The organism is Hymenobacter seoulensis (genome assembly GCF_054780535.1).
This window is the reverse complement of the sequence record NZ_BAAGWD010000002.1, coordinates 221,830-238,634: the sequence shown is the minus strand read 5'-3', so window position 1 is coordinate 238,634 and position 16,805 is coordinate 221,830. Positions and strand designations below refer to the sequence as shown.

The 16,805-nt window shown below is 56.1% G+C and carries 16 protein-coding genes; 4 read left to right on the top strand and 12 right to left on the bottom strand.

What is annotated here, in order from left to right; translation table 11 throughout:
* Positions 1-155: 155 nt before the first annotated feature.
* The 8 genes from ACYVHC_RS08845 to ACYVHC_RS08810 form a co-directional block, all read right to left on the bottom strand.
* Positions 156-1,340 (bottom strand): DUF3987 domain-containing protein, encoded by a 1,185-nt coding sequence (locus ACYVHC_RS08845; RefSeq protein WP_460614303.1) that lies wholly within the window; start codon positions 1,338-1,340, stop codon positions 156-158.
* A 525-nt stretch (positions 1,341-1,865) separates the two neighbouring features.
* Positions 1,866-2,747 carry a BT4734/BF3469 family protein gene (locus ACYVHC_RS08840; RefSeq protein ID WP_460613327.1) on the bottom strand — a complete coding sequence of 294 codons (882 nt, stop codon included), beginning with the start codon at positions 2,745-2,747 and terminating at the stop codon, positions 1,866-1,868.
* Positions 2,748-2,751: 4 nt separating this feature from the next.
* Positions 2,752-3,054 carry a helix-turn-helix domain-containing protein gene (locus tag ACYVHC_RS08835; RefSeq protein ID WP_460613326.1) on the bottom strand — a complete coding sequence of 101 codons (303 nt, stop codon included), beginning with the start codon at positions 3,052-3,054 and terminating at the stop codon, positions 2,752-2,754.
* 110 nt (positions 3,055-3,164) lie between these two features.
* A complete protein-coding gene (locus tag ACYVHC_RS08830) occupies positions 3,165-4,154 on the bottom strand; it encodes a hypothetical protein (protein WP_460613325.1) in 990 nt (329 codons plus the stop codon).
* 76 nt (positions 4,155-4,230) lie between these two features.
* Complete coding sequence (locus ACYVHC_RS08825; RefSeq protein WP_460613324.1) at positions 4,231-5,499, bottom strand: tyrosine-type recombinase/integrase; 1,269 nt, start codon at positions 5,497-5,499, stop codon at positions 4,231-4,233.
* Between the two features lie 377 nt (positions 5,500-5,876).
* Positions 5,877-6,269, bottom strand: a complete 393-nt coding sequence (locus ACYVHC_RS08820) for a DUF3037 domain-containing protein (RefSeq protein ID WP_460613323.1) — start codon at positions 6,267-6,269, stop codon at positions 5,877-5,879.
* Entirely contained in the window at positions 6,247-7,050 is an 804-nt protein-coding gene (locus ACYVHC_RS08815) for a HipA family kinase (protein WP_460613322.1), read from the bottom strand. Before ACYVHC_RS08815 ends, ACYVHC_RS08820 begins: the two co-directional genes overlap by 23 nt.
* A 215-nt stretch (positions 7,051-7,265) precedes the next feature.
* On the bottom strand, positions 7,266-7,748 hold the full coding sequence (locus tag ACYVHC_RS08810) for a GAF domain-containing protein (protein WP_460614302.1): 483 nt from the start codon (positions 7,746-7,748) through the stop codon (positions 7,266-7,268).
* Between the two features lie 462 nt (positions 7,749-8,210).
* On the opposite strand from ACYVHC_RS08810, the gene ACYVHC_RS08805 reads away from it, so the two are divergent.
* Positions 8,211-8,780, top strand: coding sequence for a dihydrofolate reductase family protein (locus tag ACYVHC_RS08805; RefSeq protein WP_460613321.1), 570 nt, complete (start codon positions 8,211-8,213; stop codon positions 8,778-8,780).
* A 114-nt stretch (positions 8,781-8,894) separates the two neighbouring features.
* On the top strand, positions 8,895-9,794 hold the full coding sequence (locus tag ACYVHC_RS08800; RefSeq protein WP_460613320.1) for a carboxypeptidase regulatory-like domain-containing protein: 900 nt from the start codon (positions 8,895-8,897) through the stop codon (positions 9,792-9,794).
* Positions 9,795-9,908: 114 nt separating this feature from the next.
* Here ACYVHC_RS08800 and ACYVHC_RS08795 read toward each other — a convergent pair whose 3' ends face one another.
* The 4 genes from ACYVHC_RS08795 to ACYVHC_RS08780 all read right to left on the bottom strand — a co-directional run bounded on the left by ACYVHC_RS08795 (position 9,909) and on the right by ACYVHC_RS08780 (position 14,503).
* The gene (locus tag ACYVHC_RS08795; RefSeq protein ID WP_460613319.1) at positions 9,909-10,589 is read right to left on the bottom strand and encodes a phosphatidylserine decarboxylase; all 681 of its coding nucleotides are present in this window, start codon (positions 10,587-10,589) and stop codon (positions 9,909-9,911) included.
* A 257-nt stretch (positions 10,590-10,846) separates the two neighbouring features.
* Entirely contained in the window at positions 10,847-12,136 is a 1,290-nt protein-coding gene (locus ACYVHC_RS08790; RefSeq protein ID WP_460613318.1) for a Glu/Leu/Phe/Val family dehydrogenase, read from the bottom strand.
* A gap of 323 nt (positions 12,137-12,459) precedes the next feature.
* Entirely contained in the window at positions 12,460-13,395 is a 936-nt protein-coding gene (locus ACYVHC_RS08785; protein WP_460613317.1) for a phosphatidate cytidylyltransferase, read from the bottom strand.
* A 61-nt stretch (positions 13,396-13,456) separates the two neighbouring features.
* A complete protein-coding gene (locus ACYVHC_RS08780) occupies positions 13,457-14,503 on the bottom strand; it encodes a CPBP family intramembrane glutamic endopeptidase (protein WP_460613316.1) in 1,047 nt (348 codons plus the stop codon).
* A 170-nt stretch (positions 14,504-14,673) separates the two neighbouring features.
* On the opposite strand from ACYVHC_RS08780, the gene dusB reads away from it, so the two are divergent.
* Together dusB and ACYVHC_RS08770 are read left to right on the top strand one after the other, a co-directional pair.
* The gene (gene dusB / locus ACYVHC_RS08775) at positions 14,674-15,663 is read left to right on the top strand and encodes a tRNA dihydrouridine synthase (RefSeq protein ID WP_460613315.1); all 990 of its coding nucleotides are present in this window, start codon (positions 14,674-14,676) and stop codon (positions 15,661-15,663) included.
* Positions 15,664-15,834: 171 nt separating this feature from the next.
* Entirely contained in the window at positions 15,835-16,794 is a 960-nt protein-coding gene (locus ACYVHC_RS08770) for a DMT family transporter (RefSeq protein ID WP_460613314.1), read from the top strand.
* The last annotated feature ends 11 nt before the right edge of the window (positions 16,795-16,805 follow it).

Below are 16,805 nucleotides of genomic sequence, written 5' to 3'. Positions count from 1 at the left end.
CCGCAAAAAACCGGAAAACACTGTCCTTTTTGCGGCGCTTATGGTAGACAATAATCCCGACTAAGCTCCATCAGTTCAACTCAGTCAGGAGTATGTCGGCCTAGAGTAGTGCCCTAAGTGTCCCGTCCCAAAAATGGGACGGGACACTTAGGGCACTACGCCAGCCAGCGGTTTACAGTGGATTTAGAAACACCTGTTTTATCGGCAATTTCCCGAAGGCTTAGGCCCTGTGCTTGAAGCTCTCGTATTTGTTCTTCTTTTCCGGCTTTTGCTGTAAAGCGCCCCCTGCCCTGCCCACCGGGCGTAGGTAAAGAAGCCAGCACGGCTAGAGCGTGGGCGCGGGCGGTATCCATAATTGCTAGGGCCGAACCCACATCGGTCGGGTCAGCTTGTAGGCGACCTATTGGGGCCTCCCCGTTTTGGAAGCAGCGCAACACAGTAAGTAACCCCACTACTCGCCAAGCAATCAGCCCTAGACGGTACGCTGAGCTTCCCCCAACTTCCCCGCCTACGGATAGCGCCTCATCTAGTCCGGCAGCGCCTGCTTTGTTTAACCGTTGCCAGTCTGCTGGCGTCAGTGTTATTTCAATAGGGTAGTTATTGCCCTCTTCTGAGGCTAGCGGGGTAACCTCAATCATATGGCTTAGTTCACCTGCCAATTCATCAAAATACGGGTCAAGGGCCGGGCCGGCGCTGGGCCCAACATCTTGCCAGGTGGGTGTTTGAGCGAAAGTATAGAAAAGAAAACGGCTCACTAACCCATCTTCAGCAGACGGCACTAGTCGGGGGAGCTGTCCGGGGGTACCTGTGAGTGCAATACTTAGGGCAGGGCGTGCTAAATCGAGGTGCTGGCGGTCCGTCTTGCGGAGTAATGAAATAGGCTCATGCTGGAAGGATTTGCGGAGCACATCGGAAAAATTACCGAAGTCAGACCCAAGTGCCCCGGTTAGAGTGTCGGCTTCAGTCTCGCAAATAATACCACGCCCATCGTTTTCAGCCAGCGCGGTTAGTAATGCGGCGGCCGTAGTGTTACCGGGTAGATACAGCATCTTGTAAGCTGGTGGAGCGGCGAGTGGCGGTGTCAAGCTGGCTTTAGCTTTTCCAGCGTTTCTAAACGCGGCCAGTTCCGCATCGAAGTCAAGGCGGGCGGCGCGGCTGGCTTCCGTCAGCGCCTTATGGTGCGGCCAAGCCAGCCGACGCGCCCAAGCTAATGTGCCCTTGCCACTAGCTGCTGGGGCAATGATGAATGCGAATAGATTTAAGCCAAACTGACGTCTGTTGTATGTGCCACCTACTGCCGGAAAACACCCAGATAGTACGGCCAACGCACCTAGCAGCATAACCGCCTTTTCGTGGCCTTCAAAGGGCGCACAGCAGCGCCGTAAGTAATCGGGAAGTGCATCATACATGACCGATGGGAACGTATCCGGCAAGTGTAACGAAGCAGTTCGTATTAGCCCTGTGGGCGTGTGATTAGTTAAGGCGGTATGCGAAGCGTAAGGCTTGCTATTGTGGGCGTCAGCTTCTCGGGTATAAATACCGCGTAGCGTTTGCTCTATTTCCCGCTGGGGAAAGTCGGCTGCTACGTAGTGAACTAGGGCATAGGCTTCAAGTTCAGCTAGGGGTACGCCTCTTTCGTTGCAAAACAGCCCCAGCGCGGCGAGCCAGTCGTTGCGCCCACCCTCCGCCGGGAACGTCCCCCGGTTGAATGTGTCGAGACACCAAGCCAACGCATCAGCCGAAGCGACAACGGGAGACGAAGCTAAGCGCAGGGGTAAAGTATCGCTAGTGGGCAGAGGAACGGGTGTAGCTGCCCTGAGCTTTTTAATATCCATTTGTTGCCAGCTTGAAGAATATGAAAGGGGTCAGGCTGCGAAGCCAGGAGCCAGCCAAGCATCAGGTGCATAGGGCACGAAGCAGGCGCGGGCTACATCTTTGCCCGCCTCATCAGGGCGTAGCCCCAGGGTTGCGTAGCGCCCCGTTAGGTAGGCAGCATATGCCCGGAAATTGTCAAGGTGTCCAGCATTAGGGTCAGCCTTCACCAATGCCTTTAGCCCGTCTCCGCTGGGACTGACAAATACTAGCACTATTTCAGGGGCCAGCAGCGCATCAGCTAGCAAGGCAGCGCGGGCCATGCCTAACTCAGGTACATGGTCAAAATCCAGAACCAGCAAACCCGAACTTTCTCTTAACCCACTATTTGCCCGATGGGTGAAAATGCCGGCGGGTGTCACATAATCGAGTTGCTTTTTTAAAGCGGTTCGCTGGGTACTGCCTACCGGGGCGACTCGTAATGCTTCAGTTCGGCTCCGATAACAGTCTGAGGTTAGCAGTTGGTGAAGCTCAACCGGAGTAATAGATCTGCAAGGGGCCGAGTTAGTAATAGGCCCACGGTAAAGGCTAAACAGGGGCGCAGGCAGCCCGCTGGCTATAGAAGAAGGTTGTACTACGGGCGTATCCTTGAGCAAAGCGGTCGTGTGTGGCGCACAAAAGTGCGTATCAGTTTGTAGAGGGGGTATCCGTAGGCCTCGCTTATCCACCGTGGGCACTAACAGCCCAGCAGCTAGTATGCCGGCCACGGTAGGGCCGGTACCGTTAGGAAATAATTCAGCTAGAGCGGCGGCTAGTCGTTTAGAGGTGGGCGTACATGTTCCTGTCAGCACTAAAGCACACGCCAGCGCGTCGTCTTCTATGATTTTGCGCCCTCCCACCCCGCTCGCTGTGTTGAGGTCGTTAATCTGCTGCATCGGACTAACGACCTTTTTTCACGCTCCGCTGACACCCTTGTAGCGCGGCCAGCACGTCGGCCCGCTTTAGGTAGGTACGCTGGCCTAGCTTATGGTATTTCAGCAGCCCGCGTCGTTTCCATTCGTGTACTGTTTGCTGCGTAACATCTAACAGCGTGGCGGCTTCGCGTACGGTTAGAAGTTCATCAACAGGCGCGGCCACAGTAGTGGATGATGCGGTGCGTTGGGTTAATTCATGACGAACGACCGCCCGTACATCTTCGAGTAATTGGGCATATTCAACGCCTACAGGAATAACAGCTTGCATTGGCAACAGGGCCGCCGGGGAGGTGTGCCGGCCAGCTCTGCCACAAAGGGCGGGAATAACCATTGCGGAACCTTGCGGACCGCATTAACCCGCAGTAATCCGCAATTCTTTTATCTATTTAGGATTGACAAGGCATTCCTTTTGACCTGTTCGGCCTCACTTTCACGCTTACCTAGTCCGTTTTGAACCGCCCGCTCACTTACAACCGCCCCAAATGTGCTAATGAATGCCCGGCGAATAGCGGCCATACTACCTCTAAGGCGCGGGCTCTCTGCATCTAGTAAGGCATAGATTACCCCAACCCAGGCTCCAGGCCTGGCCGCTGGGGTGGCCTTTTCTGTGTCAGGGTTGAGTAGCCCCAGCTCTTTAAGTAATGCGGTTAAGTTGGCCAAGGAGTAGTTGAATAATAGCGCATCGAAGGGCCCGGTGACCGTTACTCCCATTGGCGCGGCAGTTACTGGCCCCACAGTGACGCGTAGCTCCGATTCTAACTGTGGACGGGGTGTTGTTCGGATGGTTGAACTTTCACTCACCGTACCTGGATAGTAAAAGGTGCGCTGGGGGAATGGCAACCCTTCATCATCCGTAGAATCATTTACCCTAGCTTCTCGCTGTTCGTCTAGGGTTGCCAGACACTTTTTGATTACTGCTATCCGGTTGCAGGCATCCTTATCAGGCTTTATTTGGGCGTTGGCCTCTAATTCTGCTACTGTTCCAAGATATATCCCAGCGGCCCACAGCTTTCCCTCTCCAAAATTGGGGCCGTTCAATAGCTCAAACAACCGCTCCCGCAAGTCTATCCGGTCACTTTCAAACAAGCGGTGTCGGCACTCTGGAAACAGAATGTGTTTTTCAACAAGGAGCTTATGAACTGCTAGAAAACCGGCTACTTCTTTTCGTCTTTCCGGGTCAAGTTTACTCTTATCTAGGTAGGAGTTCAGACGGTCTAAACTATCTCGGTATTCTTGATATTTACCCCGATTCCAAAGCTCTGCCAGGCACCCGAAACTGAGGTCTTTTGCAATATCAGCCGGTGGCAATACGGTGTAAGCTTCAAATAACTGGGAATAGTATTCGTGTACTTCTATTGCGGATTTCATGGTTTGCCTGCTCAAGTTGGAAGTTTGCCTGGTATCAAGGTTATCGAAAGTGCCAGGCTGAAAACATCTTTTATTCTTAGCTAGGCATTTCGTGAAACCGAGCAAATTCTTCGGCTACCCGCTGGGGCGTGAGGTTCACGTACCGCTGAAATGATTTATAGGACGTGTGCCCGGTTAGTTTCATCACAAACTCGGCACTCATACCCTTACCCAGATTCAGCGTTACAAACGTGCGGCGGGCTGTGTGAACAGTCAGCTTTTCGTACTTGCAGCACGTCGTTATATCGGCAACCCCACCCCTATACCGGATAACTTCAACCGGCGAATCAATTTGGGCTAGCTTACCTAGCTCTTTCAGGAAGCGGTTAAGTACAGGGTTAGTAATAGGTTGCTCTTTTACGGTAGCCAGTTCTCCAGCCAGCAAACGGTTTACAATATCGAGGGCGAGGGCACTCAGAGGCACGTTCACCACGGCACGGGTTTTCTTGGCGGTCAGTCGCAGGTGTGCGGGTATCTTCTCAGTAGCGGACCGTAGGTGCTGGGGACGGATGCTCACTAGGTCAGAGTACCGCAGGCCGGTGTAACAGGCCAGTAGGAACCAAGCGCGGGCCTTGTCGAGACGGGAGCCAGTGACCAGCGGCAATGCTTCGAGAGCGGCCAACTCGTCGGCAGTTAGGGCTATAACATCCGGCTCTCGTCGTGCCCAGCTAACCCGGTCAAGGGCCGTGTTTTCCGTATAGCCCCGTTTGCCTGCCCACTTCATAAAAGCTTTGAGCCGTCCCAGGTGCTTGTTAATGGTATTATCAGTTAGACGTGCTACGTTCAGCAGGTAAGCGGCCCAACGGTCTCCTACGGTGGGCGTCAGGGTATCAAAATCGATAGCATACCCGTTGGTCTCAGCAAACTCCCGTAAGTGTCGGCCGGCGGTGGCGTGGGCTTGCGCCGTGCGAACGGTACCGGCGGCGCGGGTATAGTTTACCCATTCATCATAGCGTTGCCAGAATTGCGACCCACGAACAGCAACTTCTACAGGGGCAGGCTCAACAATTTGTTCAGTTTCGGCTAGAGCGCGAAGCTCGGCGGCTGTAGGCGCGGTACCAGCGGCAGCGTGAGCATCGCAGCAGGCAATCAGACGTTCGGCTAACAGGTCTAGCCAGTCATTTAGATGCCCGTTACGTGGGTAGCCCCGCGTCAGAGCGCGGCGTTCCTTAGCGTCCCATTGTCGGGGGAGTATAGAACGGTTCGCGTACACTTTCACCCGGCGGCCCTCAAAGCTTAGAAAGGTGAAAATAGGGGTCGGCTTGTCCGCACCGGGCGCGTTCAGCAGGTAGGATATTTTAGCCATTTGGAAAGGTGGTAGTTGCCATTCCAAAAGTATAGAATCCTGTCCTTCATAGGACACTTTGTAGGACAAAAAATCATATTTATACCGTGTCTATCCTTACTTGTCTTGACAGAAGAACGACATAAAAGGCAATTTTAAGACTACAAGGAGGCTGTTTTGCTCAATTCACGTACGTTATGAAAATGTAGGTTGTAATCCAGTCCCCGCTACCTCCGAAAAGGCCAAATAATTCTAACGAATTGTTTGGCCTTTTTCTTTTGCAGGTAAGCAAGCGTAACACGAGTTGGTTGTGGCCTCACCTTACACAGGGTTGAGCGCCATTCTGGACCTAGGGAAGGCAGGAATGACGCTCAGTAGTGAATGGAAACCAAGTGTTGTTACGCTACCAATTGTTGAAATAAGCGCGCTAAGGTGGCAGCAGCATCTTCGCAGAGGCCCGGATGTACCGCCGAGGTTTGCACAATGGTGCTGCGCGTGGCCGTGAGCCAGCGGAACCGCTCGGCAATAGGTAGCTGCCCGATGGGTCCGCCGGTTGCGCGTCCCTGACAGATTCGCTCAAACGAGTGCAGGCGCGCCTTCAGATCATCGAGGTCCAGGGCAGACTCCGGGCTAGTGAATGCCTGCAGGCGTGCTTCGGGCAGGGCAACGTGAACCTGCAAAAAGCCCTGCTCACGGCAATACAGGATTACCCCGACGTTGAGGAATTCCTCACGCTCCACGCGGGGCACCACGCGTAACACGGCATACTCAAATACGTGCATTGCGGGCATGCTGAGCTTCTTGAACAAAAAGGTCGGAGGTGGCCAGGCGGGCCTCCAGGAACTGGATATACGCCTCACGCTGCTCCTGGGCAGTGCTATCAGGGCCGGCGGCTACTTGCAGCCACTCCTCAGGCACGGTGGCCACAATAGTCCGGAGGATTTCGGGAGTCAGAAGCGCGCGACTTTCGGCATCAACGGCGGTTAGCTCGCTGGCCTGGGGTAGTAACACGTGGTCTTTCACCTGGGCAAAGGTGCGGTGCTTTTCTGGCTGTGCCCAGCCCGGGCCGGCATGGTGCACATAGAGGGCGGCGCCGTGGTCAATCAGCCAGAGCTCCTTGTGCCACATCAGTAGGTTGGTATTGCGGGCGGTGCGGTCTACGTTTAGCGTTAGGCTGTCAAGCCACACAATTTGGGAAGCGAGCCGGGGCTCAATGGTATTCACTAGGGGGTCGTAAGTGCTGGCGCCCGAGAGGTAGTGCAGGCCTAGGTTGAGCCCGGTGCTGGCGCGCAACAGGTCCTGAATTTCCTCATCGGGCTCACTGCGGCCAAAGGCCACATCCAGCTCACAAAACACCAGCTCTGGAACTCGCAGACCCAGTACGCGGGCCATTTCGCCCACAATTAGCTCCGCAATCAGGGCTTTCACGCCCTGCCCAGCGCCCCGAAACTTGAGCACGTACAGGAACTCGTCGTCGGCCTCAGCCAGAGCGGGTAGGGAGCCGCCTTCCCGCAGCGGCGTGACGTAGCGGGTTACTTCAACAGTTCTCAGAGCAAGGGCACTAGGCGGCATACAGGAGCAAAAGAAAGACCGCAGAAAGGATGGATAAACGGTCGGAGACAGGAAGGTTCTGCAACGCACTAGCACCGGCCTTGGTTGCCAACCCAGCCCTAGCACGGATGTTGGGGTGCTGGGCAGAACCCTAGGCCTCGTGGTGGCCTGAACCTTAGTCCAGACTCAGGCGGCATACTTCAGCTAGCCCCCCCGAAGCTTCAGCCCACGCGGAGTTAAAACCAACTGGCTACCAGCGGCATCAGCTGTTCAAGGGCCTGCTGGTCGTCGTGGTCAAAGTCGTTGAGCTTGTCGCTGTCCACATCGAGCACGGCTACTACATGGCCATCTTTGATGACGGGCACTACAATTTCCGATTTGGAATCGGAGCTGCAGGCAATGTGCCCGGGAAACTCCTCTACATCAGGCACTAGCAGCGTAGCGGCTTGCTGCCAGCTGCTGCCGCACACGCCTTTGCCGCGCCGGATGCGGGTGCAGGCAATGGGTCCCTGAAAAGGACCTAATACCAGCTCATCTTGCTTCACCAGGTAAAAACCAACCCAGAAAAAGCCGAAAGCCTGCCGCAGGGCTGCCACAGTATTAGCCAGGTTAGCCACCAAGTCCGGCTCGCCGGTGGTTAGGGCTTCAATTTGGGGTAGTAGCTGGCGGTATTGCTCCGCTTTGGTGAGGGTTGTATCGAGGTGCAGTTCTTCGGCCATAGCAGCAGAAATCAAAAAAGGCGAATAAGGTTTCAGGCCTGCGCACCAACGCTCCGCCCGGGCAGGTTGCGTGGTTCAGGCGCAGTCACATTCTTGCCAGCCTTAATAGCCAACAGGCAACTGCTACTGCGAAGGTAGGCAGCAGTCCGCAACTAGGCTTGCTGGTAGCACTGGGAGGCCGCGCTGGCTGTTTTAGGTTCGGGCGCAACCTTATAAAACCTGGCACAGTTGAAAGAAACGCCAAACACCAAGGCGCCAGCCAAAAGTGCTTGCCGCGACGAAAGAAGTTGTATTTTACAGCTAGTTAGAACTTCTCCCATTTGCTGGCAGTAGCCAACTGCGCCAAACTGGGTTATTCTGCTCCTTTTCCTCGCTCCTGATCTATGCCACTAGCGGCTTGCGCGGCTAGTGGTCCTGCCCCTCGTTTGCCTACCACTCCCACCCAACCACTACCTCCCACCCATGCGTAAAGTCGTTCTGTACATTGCGACTAGCCTCGATGGCTACATTGCCTCTCCTGATGGTTCCGTTGAATGGCTGCCGACTCCGCCCCCCGGCGAGGACTACGGCTATGCCGATTTTCTGGCCACGGCCGACGTTACGCTGCAGGGTCGGGCTACCTACGAGCAGGTGCTCACCTTCGGGGAGTGGCCCTACCCCACGCTTACCAACTACGTTTTTACGCACCGCCCGCCCACTGAGCCGGCGCACCCCTCCGTGCATTTTGTATCCGAAGACCCCACTAGCTTTGTTAGTAAGCTAAAGCAGCAGCCCGGCAACACCATCTGGCTGATTGGGGGCAGCACGCTGGCGGCGCCTCTGCTGGCCGCCCGCCTGATTGATGAGATTATGCTGTTCATTGTGCCCCAGCTGCTGGGCTCGGGCATTACGCTCTGGCGGCCTCAGCCTCACCCACAAGCCACCGTGCTGCTACGTACTCAAACCTGGCCCGATGGCACTACGCTGCTGCACTACCAGTTGCCGCATGACGCCGCTGCTTTACCTGAACCTGACGCCGCAGTCACCCTTTAATATCATTCGCGCTATATTTCTTTTAAAACCGAATAGCTTCGCTCTGCTATTCGGTTTTTTTATGCTGCTAGCTCATAGCTTCTGATGCGCCTGTTACTTACTATGGGATTAAGTATGGGTGCCCTATCCCTGTTGGCCCAACAAACCCTTACGGGCACCGTCCACGACCCTCAGGGAACCGCAGTGCCCTTTGCAGTGATTGAGCTGCCCGCGCAACAGCAAGGCGTGCAGGCCGACGAGGCGGGCCGTTTTTCGCTACCCCTTCCCGCAGCCGTAACCCCTCACGATTCGCTTACCGTCACAGCGTTGGGCTACCGGCCACGCCGCGTGGTACTGCCTAATTCCACTGCTTCCTTCCGCCTGATGCTGGAGCCCTTACCGGTTTCCTTGCGGGAAGTGGTAGTGCGGGCGGCTCCCACCTTAGTTCTGGGGCCTACCTCCGGCAACTTCAACGTGCGCGGGTACAGCCAAACGGGGCTTTCGACCACCAAAAACACGGGGTGGCAGATTGCCCGGTACTTCCCTACCACCGCGCCGGTAACGCTGACCGAGGCTCGTTTCTTTGTCAAGAAAAAGAATATCGGCAGCTGCAAGGATATGCATCAGGCCCCGTTTCGGGTGCGGGTGTACGCAGCCGACGGCCCTGGCATCTCCCCCGGCACCGATTTGCTCACTGAGTCGGTGCTGGCGGCGGCCACCCAGCCGGGCTGGATAGTCGTTGACCTGCGCCGCTTTGGCCTTACGGCACCTGCTGGTGGGTTCTTTGTAGCTATGGAATGGGTGTATACCGATGACAAATACCTCTGCACCTACCCCTATACCGACCCTACCTCAAAGCAAAAAAAGCAGCGCACTATGTACGGGCAAGTCCTGGGCGGACTAACGCAGCCAGGTGCTGTGGTGTGGTATCGTTCGGCTGGCCACCAGTGGCGGCAGATGATAGCCCGCACTATGCCCAATGGCCAGGAGTTTTCAATTTCTGACCCCGCCATTCAGGCTGTGGTGCAGCCCTAGGCCTGATTACCGGCCAAACCCCTACAGCAGCAGCGCCCGCCTCAGTATTGAGGCGGGCGCTGCTGCTGTAGGGGTTTGGCACTATATCGATGCTAGTGTCGGGCCTATTCGGTATTAAAAAAGCGAAGGAGCTTCGGTTTTGAGCTGGGCAATGATGGTTTGGCCGCCTTTTACCTTTTCGCCAATCTGCACTTTCACTTCCGTATCAAGGGGCACGAAAATGTCCACGCGGGAGCCGAATTTGATGAAGCCAAACTCTTCGCCCTGGCTTACTTCGTCGCCTTCGTTTACGTACCACACAATTCGGCGGGCCATAGCGCCGGCAATCTGGCGGAACAGCACAAACGGACCAGCTTCCGACTCCACTACTACCGTGGTGCGCTCGTTTTTGGTGCTGCTTTTGGGGTGCCAGGCCACCAGATAGTTGCCGGGGTGATACTTGAAGTAGCGCACAATGCCCGAAATAGGGTTCCGGGTGATGTGCACGTTAATCGGCGACATGAAGATGCTGATCTGCTTGCGCTGATCATCAAAGTATTCCGGCTCGTGCACGTTCTCAATCACGACCACCTTGCCGTCGGCAGGCGCAATGACTAGGTCTTCGTGGGTGAACAAGCGCCGGGCGGGGCTACGGAAAAACTGGAGCAGCGTCAGGAATACTATCACCGAAATCACGGCGAATACCTTGTTTACGCCATCGTTTTCAGCATTGTAGCGGAACAGCAGCAAGTTCGCAGCCAGCAGGGCCAGTAGCGTAAAGAACAGAATACGTCGTCCTTCTTTGTGGATCTTCATAAATCGCTGATTTGCGCTGAATACGCAGATTATGCTAATTCAGACGCTTTTTTCAGAAACAGGTAATGTACCGCCCTGCTATTTCTTTCCAGAAACAGGCAGCGGGCTTGCACAAAGATAGCCCGAGCCAGCAGGCCCGGGCTATCCGAGAGCAAATATAGCTAGTTCCGAGACATGAGCCGGCAGCTCAGCCGTAGGCGATTTACTAGCCCTCCAACAGACTTAAACCGCTTACTTGCCGGCCGTGTCGCAACTTCTTAGAAGCCGCCGCGGAACTTGTAGGTCTGAGCTACTTTATCGATGGCCACTACATAAGCGGCAATGCGCATCGGAATGTTATACTTCTGGGAGGTAGCGTACACTTTCTCGAAGGCATCGTTCATGATGCGGTCGGCGCGCTCAGTTACCATTTCCTCGGTCCACTTAAAGCCCTGGCGATTCTGCACCCACTCGAAGTAAGAAACCGTTACCCCACCCGAGTTGGCCAAGATATCGGGCACCACCATTATACCTTTCTCGTTGATGATAGGGTCAGCGGAAGCCGACGTAGGGCCGTTCGCGCCCTCTACAATCAGCTTGGCCCGGATGTCGTGGGCGTTGTGCTCCGTGATAACATCTTCCACGGCAGCAGGCACCAGCACATCCACGTCAGCTAGCAGCAGGTCGTTGGCGTCGTCCATGAGGGTAGCGCCCGTGAACCCATCGAGGCGACCTTTGTGCGCGTTTTTGTACGCTACGGCTTCGTCGATGTTGATGCCGTTTTCATTCCAGTAGGCGCCGCTGATATCGGAAATGCCTTTAATTTTCACGCCTTTCTCGCTCAGCAGCTTGGCGGCCCAGGTGCCCACGTTGCCGAAGCCCTGTACCACCGCCGATGCCTGCGTAGGCACCATGCCCAGCTTCTTCATAGCAGCTAGCGTTGATACCATTACGCCGCGGCCAGTAGCCTCGGTACGGCCCAGTGAGCCACCCATTACCAGGGGCTTACCAGTTACCACAGCTGGCGAGGTAGCGCCTACTGTTTTGCTAAACTCGTCCATGAGCCAGGCCATTTCGCGCGGGCCGGTACCCATGTCAGGAGCCGGAATGTCGCGGTCGGGGCCGAACACGTCTTTCATCGAAAGCGTGTAACCACGAGTCAGGCGCTCAATTTCGCCGGCGCTCATGGTGGTGGGGTCGCAGATGATGCCGCCTTTGGCACCGCCGTACGGAATATCAACCACGGCGCACTTCCACGTCATCCAAGCTGCTAGGGCCTTCACCTCGTCCAGGTGCACGTTGTTGTCGTAGCGGATACCGCCTTTTGAAGGGCCTAGGATGGTGTTGTGCACCACGCGGTAGCCTTCAAACACCCGTACTTTGCCGTTGTCCATCGTCACAGGGATATGTACAATCACCTGCTTGTCGGGGGCCTTCAGTACGTTATAGGTTTCATCGTCAAGTCCTAGAATTTCAGTGGCCACGTTGAAACGCGACATCATGGATTCCAGGGGGTTTTCGGCATCAACGCGAGGAGCCGGCTCTTTGTACACCGTGGTGGCAGCCATACGGGGTTGGGGGGTTGGGTGGGTGAGAATAAAGAAAACTGGCGACCTAAGCGGTGGGAGCCGCAGCCGCGCACAGGGTAATTTGGGTGGTCAAAGGTAGTAGGTTTATGCCATACGCAGACCGACTGGAGCCGGTCATGTGCCGCGTTTACCTTACGGTTTAGCTAGGTTTTAACCCTAGGCTAAGTATGGCAATACGTTTTACCGGTTTCCGCCCTAAAAGTCAGGCATCTTAGCAAAAACAGTTCCTGTTTTTCACAAAAAAGCCAATCAGCTGAATTTAGGCTGATTGGCTTTTTTAGTAGCGCTTCTCAAAACAACACTTACCCGAACAGCAATTGCAGGAAAGCCAGCACAGGCAGAATGAACAGGAAGGCATCGAACCGGTCGAGGAGACCGCCGTGCCCGGGCATAATGCGGCCGGAATCTTTCACATCTACGCTGCGCTTGAGCATGGATTCGGCTAGGTCGCCGAGCGGGCCAAACAGGGCCACTACGCCCGCTACCAGCAGGCGGTAGCTTAGTGAAAGTTCAGGTAGCAGATATCCTAGGGCCCACCCCATGACCAACGTCAGTAAGAAACCCCCAACGGCCCCTTCCCAGGTTTTGCCGGGCGAAATTTTAGGCGCCAACTTGTGCTTGCCCAAGGTTTTGCCGGCGGCGTACGCCCCAATATCCGACGACCACACCAGCAGCAGCAGCGCAAACACGCGGCGGTAGTCGTAGCCCTGGGCATCGAAAGCCACCACACTCAGCAGGCTCATCGGCAGGCTCACATAGAGCAACCCCAGTAAGGCAACACCCACATTAGCAAAGGGCGTAAACGACTGATTTTCACGCGGCCACTCGTACATTTCTCGCAGAATCAGGACGGTGGGGAGCAGCGTAATAATGCCTACCAGCACATATCCGGCATGGCTGGCGTAGTTATCAACCAGGTAGCGGCCTTCTGGAGGCAGATCAAGAACCCGGCTAACCAGCAGAATACCAGCAAATAATACTAGGCTCAGTGAGCCGCCGAAGAGGGCCGCCGGTTTGTAGCCAGCATGGCGCATCATGCGGTAAAACTCCCATAGCATCCGCATCTGTACTACCCCAAAAAACAGGGCAAAGGTCCAGGCGCTGTACCACACACTGCCAAGCAGCAGCACGGCCCCGATAACCCCGAAGAGAATACGCTGGGACAGGTTAGACATGGGCGGTTTGCCAGCCGGCGGCTCGGTAGTGGAGGGCGGGGCAGGAGCGGGAGAAGAGGCCAAGAGGGAGAGTGATAGTAGGAACAGAAGTATTCAGCAAGCCAATAAGTACTAGGCCGGGGCGCTACTCAAACCGGGTAGTATCTACCCCGTCGTGGCTGAGGGTGCGGGCGGCGGGCGGCGTGGCGGTTGCCTGCCGAACGGCCACGCCGTGGCTGCCGAGGGTGTGCATCTCAGAAGGCAGCCGGTCGGCGCGGGGCTGCTGCATTTGGCGGCGCAAGTACCACAGCAAAGCGGCGCAGGCACCTAGGGAGAACAGCACCAAATACCACGGCAGGCTTTCCGTAGAGTCAGGGTCGAAATCAGAAGCGGCCCATTGCTGCTGGGCGTTATAGAGCAAGATTAGCTGAAAGCCGTTCTGGGCGAAGTGCGCCGCCATGGGCACCAGAATATTGCCGCTCCACTCATATAAGTAGCCGAGCACCAGCCCTAGCACAAACCGGGGTACAAACCCGAAGAACTGAAAGTGAATGGCGCTAAACAGGGCCGCCGCCAGCCAAATGCCCACGTGCCGCGACGTCCATTGCACAAGGTTGCGCTGAATGACGCCCCGAAAAAACAGCTCCTCACTTACGGCCGGCACCACCGCAATAACCAGCACGGCCACCACAAACCGCAGCGGCGACGAGAAACGGGTGAGGTAGCGGGTAATTTGCTGGCCTCGGTCTTCTAGCTCCCGCGCCGCCTTTTCCCAGTCGCTCAGAAACGCCGGAAAATGCGCCTTGGCGTTCCATTCCACCAACACCGACATAGCGGGCAAGCTGGCAATAATCAGCAGCATGGCCAGCACTAGCCACTGCCAGGGCACGGGCCGCCGCGGCGTGAAATAATCCAACCACCGGAAGCCCGTCAAAGACGCCAACGCCAACGCAGCCCCACCAAAACCTCCAAGCAGTAGCAAGCCCTGGCTCAGCATGGATACGCCCCACCCATTAGGGTAGTCGGCAGGCCGTTGCGTTACGTTGCCCATTTCAAATAAGCCAACCCCAAAAATGAGGTTGCTGCATACCGCAATGAGCAGGCTGGTTACGCAAAACGTGGCCACCAGCAACACCAGCAGCAGCGCTAGGTTAGCCAAAGGGTGCAACCGGCTGGAGACGAAACCTTTCATAACCGTTTGGGGTCTTGGGAGCTTAGAACGTGAAACGCTAGGTGCCTGAGAACGATAAACCGGTACACGAGCAGGACTTTGAGCGGCTTCGCAGCCTAGTCCTTCCGCACTCCGGTCTCTAAGACCCCGATATAGTCGTAAATTTGCGCAAAATACTAGAATAGCCTGCCGTGGTACACATCCGCAACATTGCCCTGCCCGATTTCCCCTTATTGCTCGCGCCCATGGAGGACGTTTCAGACCCGCCATTCCGGGCCGTGTGCAAAGAAGGAGGGGCTGATTTGATGTACACCGAGTTTATTTCCTCGGAAGGCCTGATCCGGGCCGCGGCCAAAAGTCGTCAGAAGCTCGATGTGTTTGACTACGAGCGGCCTATTGGCATTCAGCTGTTCGGGTCCGATGTGGAAACGATGGGCGAATGCGCCCGCATCAGCACCGAAGCCGGCCCCGACCTTATCGACATCAACTACGGTTGCCCGGTAAAGCAAGTGGCCTGCCGGGGCGCCGGTGCAGCCCTGCTCCGCGACATTCCGAAGATGGTAGAAATGACCTCAGCCGTCGTGCGCGCCACCCACTTGCCCGTGACGGTAAAAACCCGCCTGGGTTGGGACGACTCCACCAAAAACGTAGAAGACGTAGCTGAGCGCCTGCAGGACATTGGTATTGAAGCGCTTACCGTACACGGCCGCACCCGCGTGCAGATGTACAAGGGCGACGCCGACTGGGACCTGATTGGCCGCATCAAAAACAACCCGCGCATCAAAATTCCCATCTTCGGCAACGGCGACATCGACTCGCCCCAAAAAGCCGTGGAATACAAAAACCGCTACGGCGTTGATGGCGTGATGATTGGCCGCGCTGCCATCGGCTACCCCTGGATTTTCCGGGAAGTGAAGCACTATGCAGCTACTGGCCAGCTGCTGCCGCCCCCTACCGTAGAGGAGCGCGTGCAAGCCTGCCGCATGCACTTTGAAAAGAGCCTGGAATGGAAAGGCCCACGAGCCGGTGTGTTTGAGATGCGCCGCCACTATGCCCAGTACTTCCGGGGCTTGGAAGGTGCCCGCCAGTGGCGCACCCGCCTCGTAGACAGCAACGACCCCGCCGAAATCCACGCCATCATGGATGAAATTATTGCTGCTGAGCCGATGCTGGTAGCCTAGACTTTATTTAGGCCGTCATGTTGAGCTTGTCGAAGCATCGCTACCGCTAGCTAACTCAATCGTGAGGACTAAGCGGTAGCGATGCTTCGACAAGCTCAACATGACGGCTTTTTTCGGCACTTTTTCTTTTTTGCTCTTCTCCCCTTCGCTCTATTATCACCCGCACCCCTCATGCCTACTGCCCCCGCCCCGGTTGTTTCTTCGGCTCCTAGCCCGGCCGCCGTGGCCTCGCCCCCACCCCACCGCACACCGGCCTCGGCCTGGGTGTTGCTGCTGGTACTGGCTACTATTTGGGGCACGTCTTTTATTCTAATGAAGAAAGGACTGGTGGTATTTTCGGCGCTGGAGCTAGGCGCGGCACGGGTAAGTGTGGCGGCGCTGCTGCTGTTGCCGTTTGCGCTTAAACACATTGGCAAGGTGGAACGGAGCCGCTTTAAGTGGTTGGTGCTGAGCGGCGTGGTAGGCACCCTGATTCCGGCCTTTCTGTTTGCGTATGCTGAAACCAAGATGGCATCTGGGCTGGCGGGCGTACTGAATGCCCTTACTGCCGTGTTTACCCTAGTAGTGGGGGCCGCGTTTTTTGGGCAGAAACTAACCGGCTTACGCGTGTTGGGCATCGGACTGGGGCTAGCAGGCACGGTGGTGTTGATGCTGCTGGGTGGCAGCGGCGGCGATGCTACCCCTACTGGGGAAAGCAATGCTTGGTACGGCCTGTATATTGTGCTGGCTACGCTGGGCTACGGCTTTAGCGTCAACATCATTAAGCATCACTTTCATGGCATTCCGGCCCTAGCGGTTACGGGGTTGTTGCTCCTGTTCATTGGCGGGCCGGCTCTGGCTTACTTGCTGGTAGGCACGCAGTTCCTGCACAAACTCGCTACCGTACCTGGCGCCTGGACGGCCTTCGGCTACATTGCGTTGCTGGCTACCATGAGCACAGCCGTGGCCATGGTGCTTTTCAACAAGCTTATTCAAAGCTCAACGGCATTATTTGCCGCCTCCAACACGTACTTGGTGCCTATTATGGCCCTAGGCTGGGGCTTGCTCGATGGGGAACAGTTTAACCTCTGGCACTTGCTAGGCATGGTTATCATCCTGATCAGCGTCGCCATTATTCATCGGGCAAAGTAGGCTAGCTGAGT

Excerpts from the sequence above, each read along its gene's own strand:
- ACYVHC_RS08845 (WP_460614303.1), bottom strand. The coding sequence starts at position 1,340 with ATGCTGCTAGGTGCGTTGGCCGTACTATCTGGGTGTTTTCCGGCAGTA.
- ACYVHC_RS08840 (WP_460613327.1), bottom strand. The coding sequence starts at position 2,747 with ATGCAGCAGATTAACGACCTCAACACAGCGAGCGGGGTGGGAGGGCGC.
- ACYVHC_RS08835 (WP_460613326.1), bottom strand. The coding sequence starts at position 3,054 with ATGCAAGCTGTTATTCCTGTAGGCGTTGAATATGCCCAATTACTCGAA.
- ACYVHC_RS08830 (WP_460613325.1), bottom strand. The coding sequence starts at position 4,154 with ATGAAATCCGCAATAGAAGTACACGAATACTATTCCCAGTTATTTGAA.
- ACYVHC_RS08825 (WP_460613324.1), bottom strand. The coding sequence starts at position 5,499 with ATGGCTAAAATATCCTACCTGCTGAACGCGCCCGGTGCGGACAAGCCG.
- ACYVHC_RS08820 (WP_460613323.1), bottom strand. The coding sequence starts at position 6,269 with ATGCCCGCAATGCACGTATTTGAGTATGCCGTGTTACGCGTGGTGCCC.
- ACYVHC_RS08815 (WP_460613322.1), bottom strand. The coding sequence starts at position 7,050 with ATGCCGCCTAGTGCCCTTGCTCTGAGAACTGTTGAAGTAACCCGCTAC.
- ACYVHC_RS08810 (WP_460614302.1), bottom strand. The coding sequence starts at position 7,748 with ATGGCCGAAGAACTGCACCTCGATACAACCCTCACCAAAGCGGAGCAA.
- ACYVHC_RS08805 (WP_460613321.1), top strand. The coding sequence starts at position 8,211 with ATGCGTAAAGTCGTTCTGTACATTGCGACTAGCCTCGATGGCTACATT.
- ACYVHC_RS08800 (WP_460613320.1), top strand. The coding sequence starts at position 8,895 with ATGGGTGCCCTATCCCTGTTGGCCCAACAAACCCTTACGGGCACCGTC.
- ACYVHC_RS08795 (WP_460613319.1), bottom strand. The coding sequence starts at position 10,589 with ATGAAGATCCACAAAGAAGGACGACGTATTCTGTTCTTTACGCTACTG.
- ACYVHC_RS08790 (WP_460613318.1), bottom strand. The coding sequence starts at position 12,136 with ATGGCTGCCACCACGGTGTACAAAGAGCCGGCTCCTCGCGTTGATGCC.
- ACYVHC_RS08780 (WP_460613316.1), bottom strand. The coding sequence starts at position 14,503 with ATGAAAGGTTTCGTCTCCAGCCGGTTGCACCCTTTGGCTAACCTAGCG.
- ACYVHC_RS08770 (WP_460613314.1), top strand. The coding sequence starts at position 15,835 with ATGCCTACTGCCCCCGCCCCGGTTGTTTCTTCGGCTCCTAGCCCGGCC.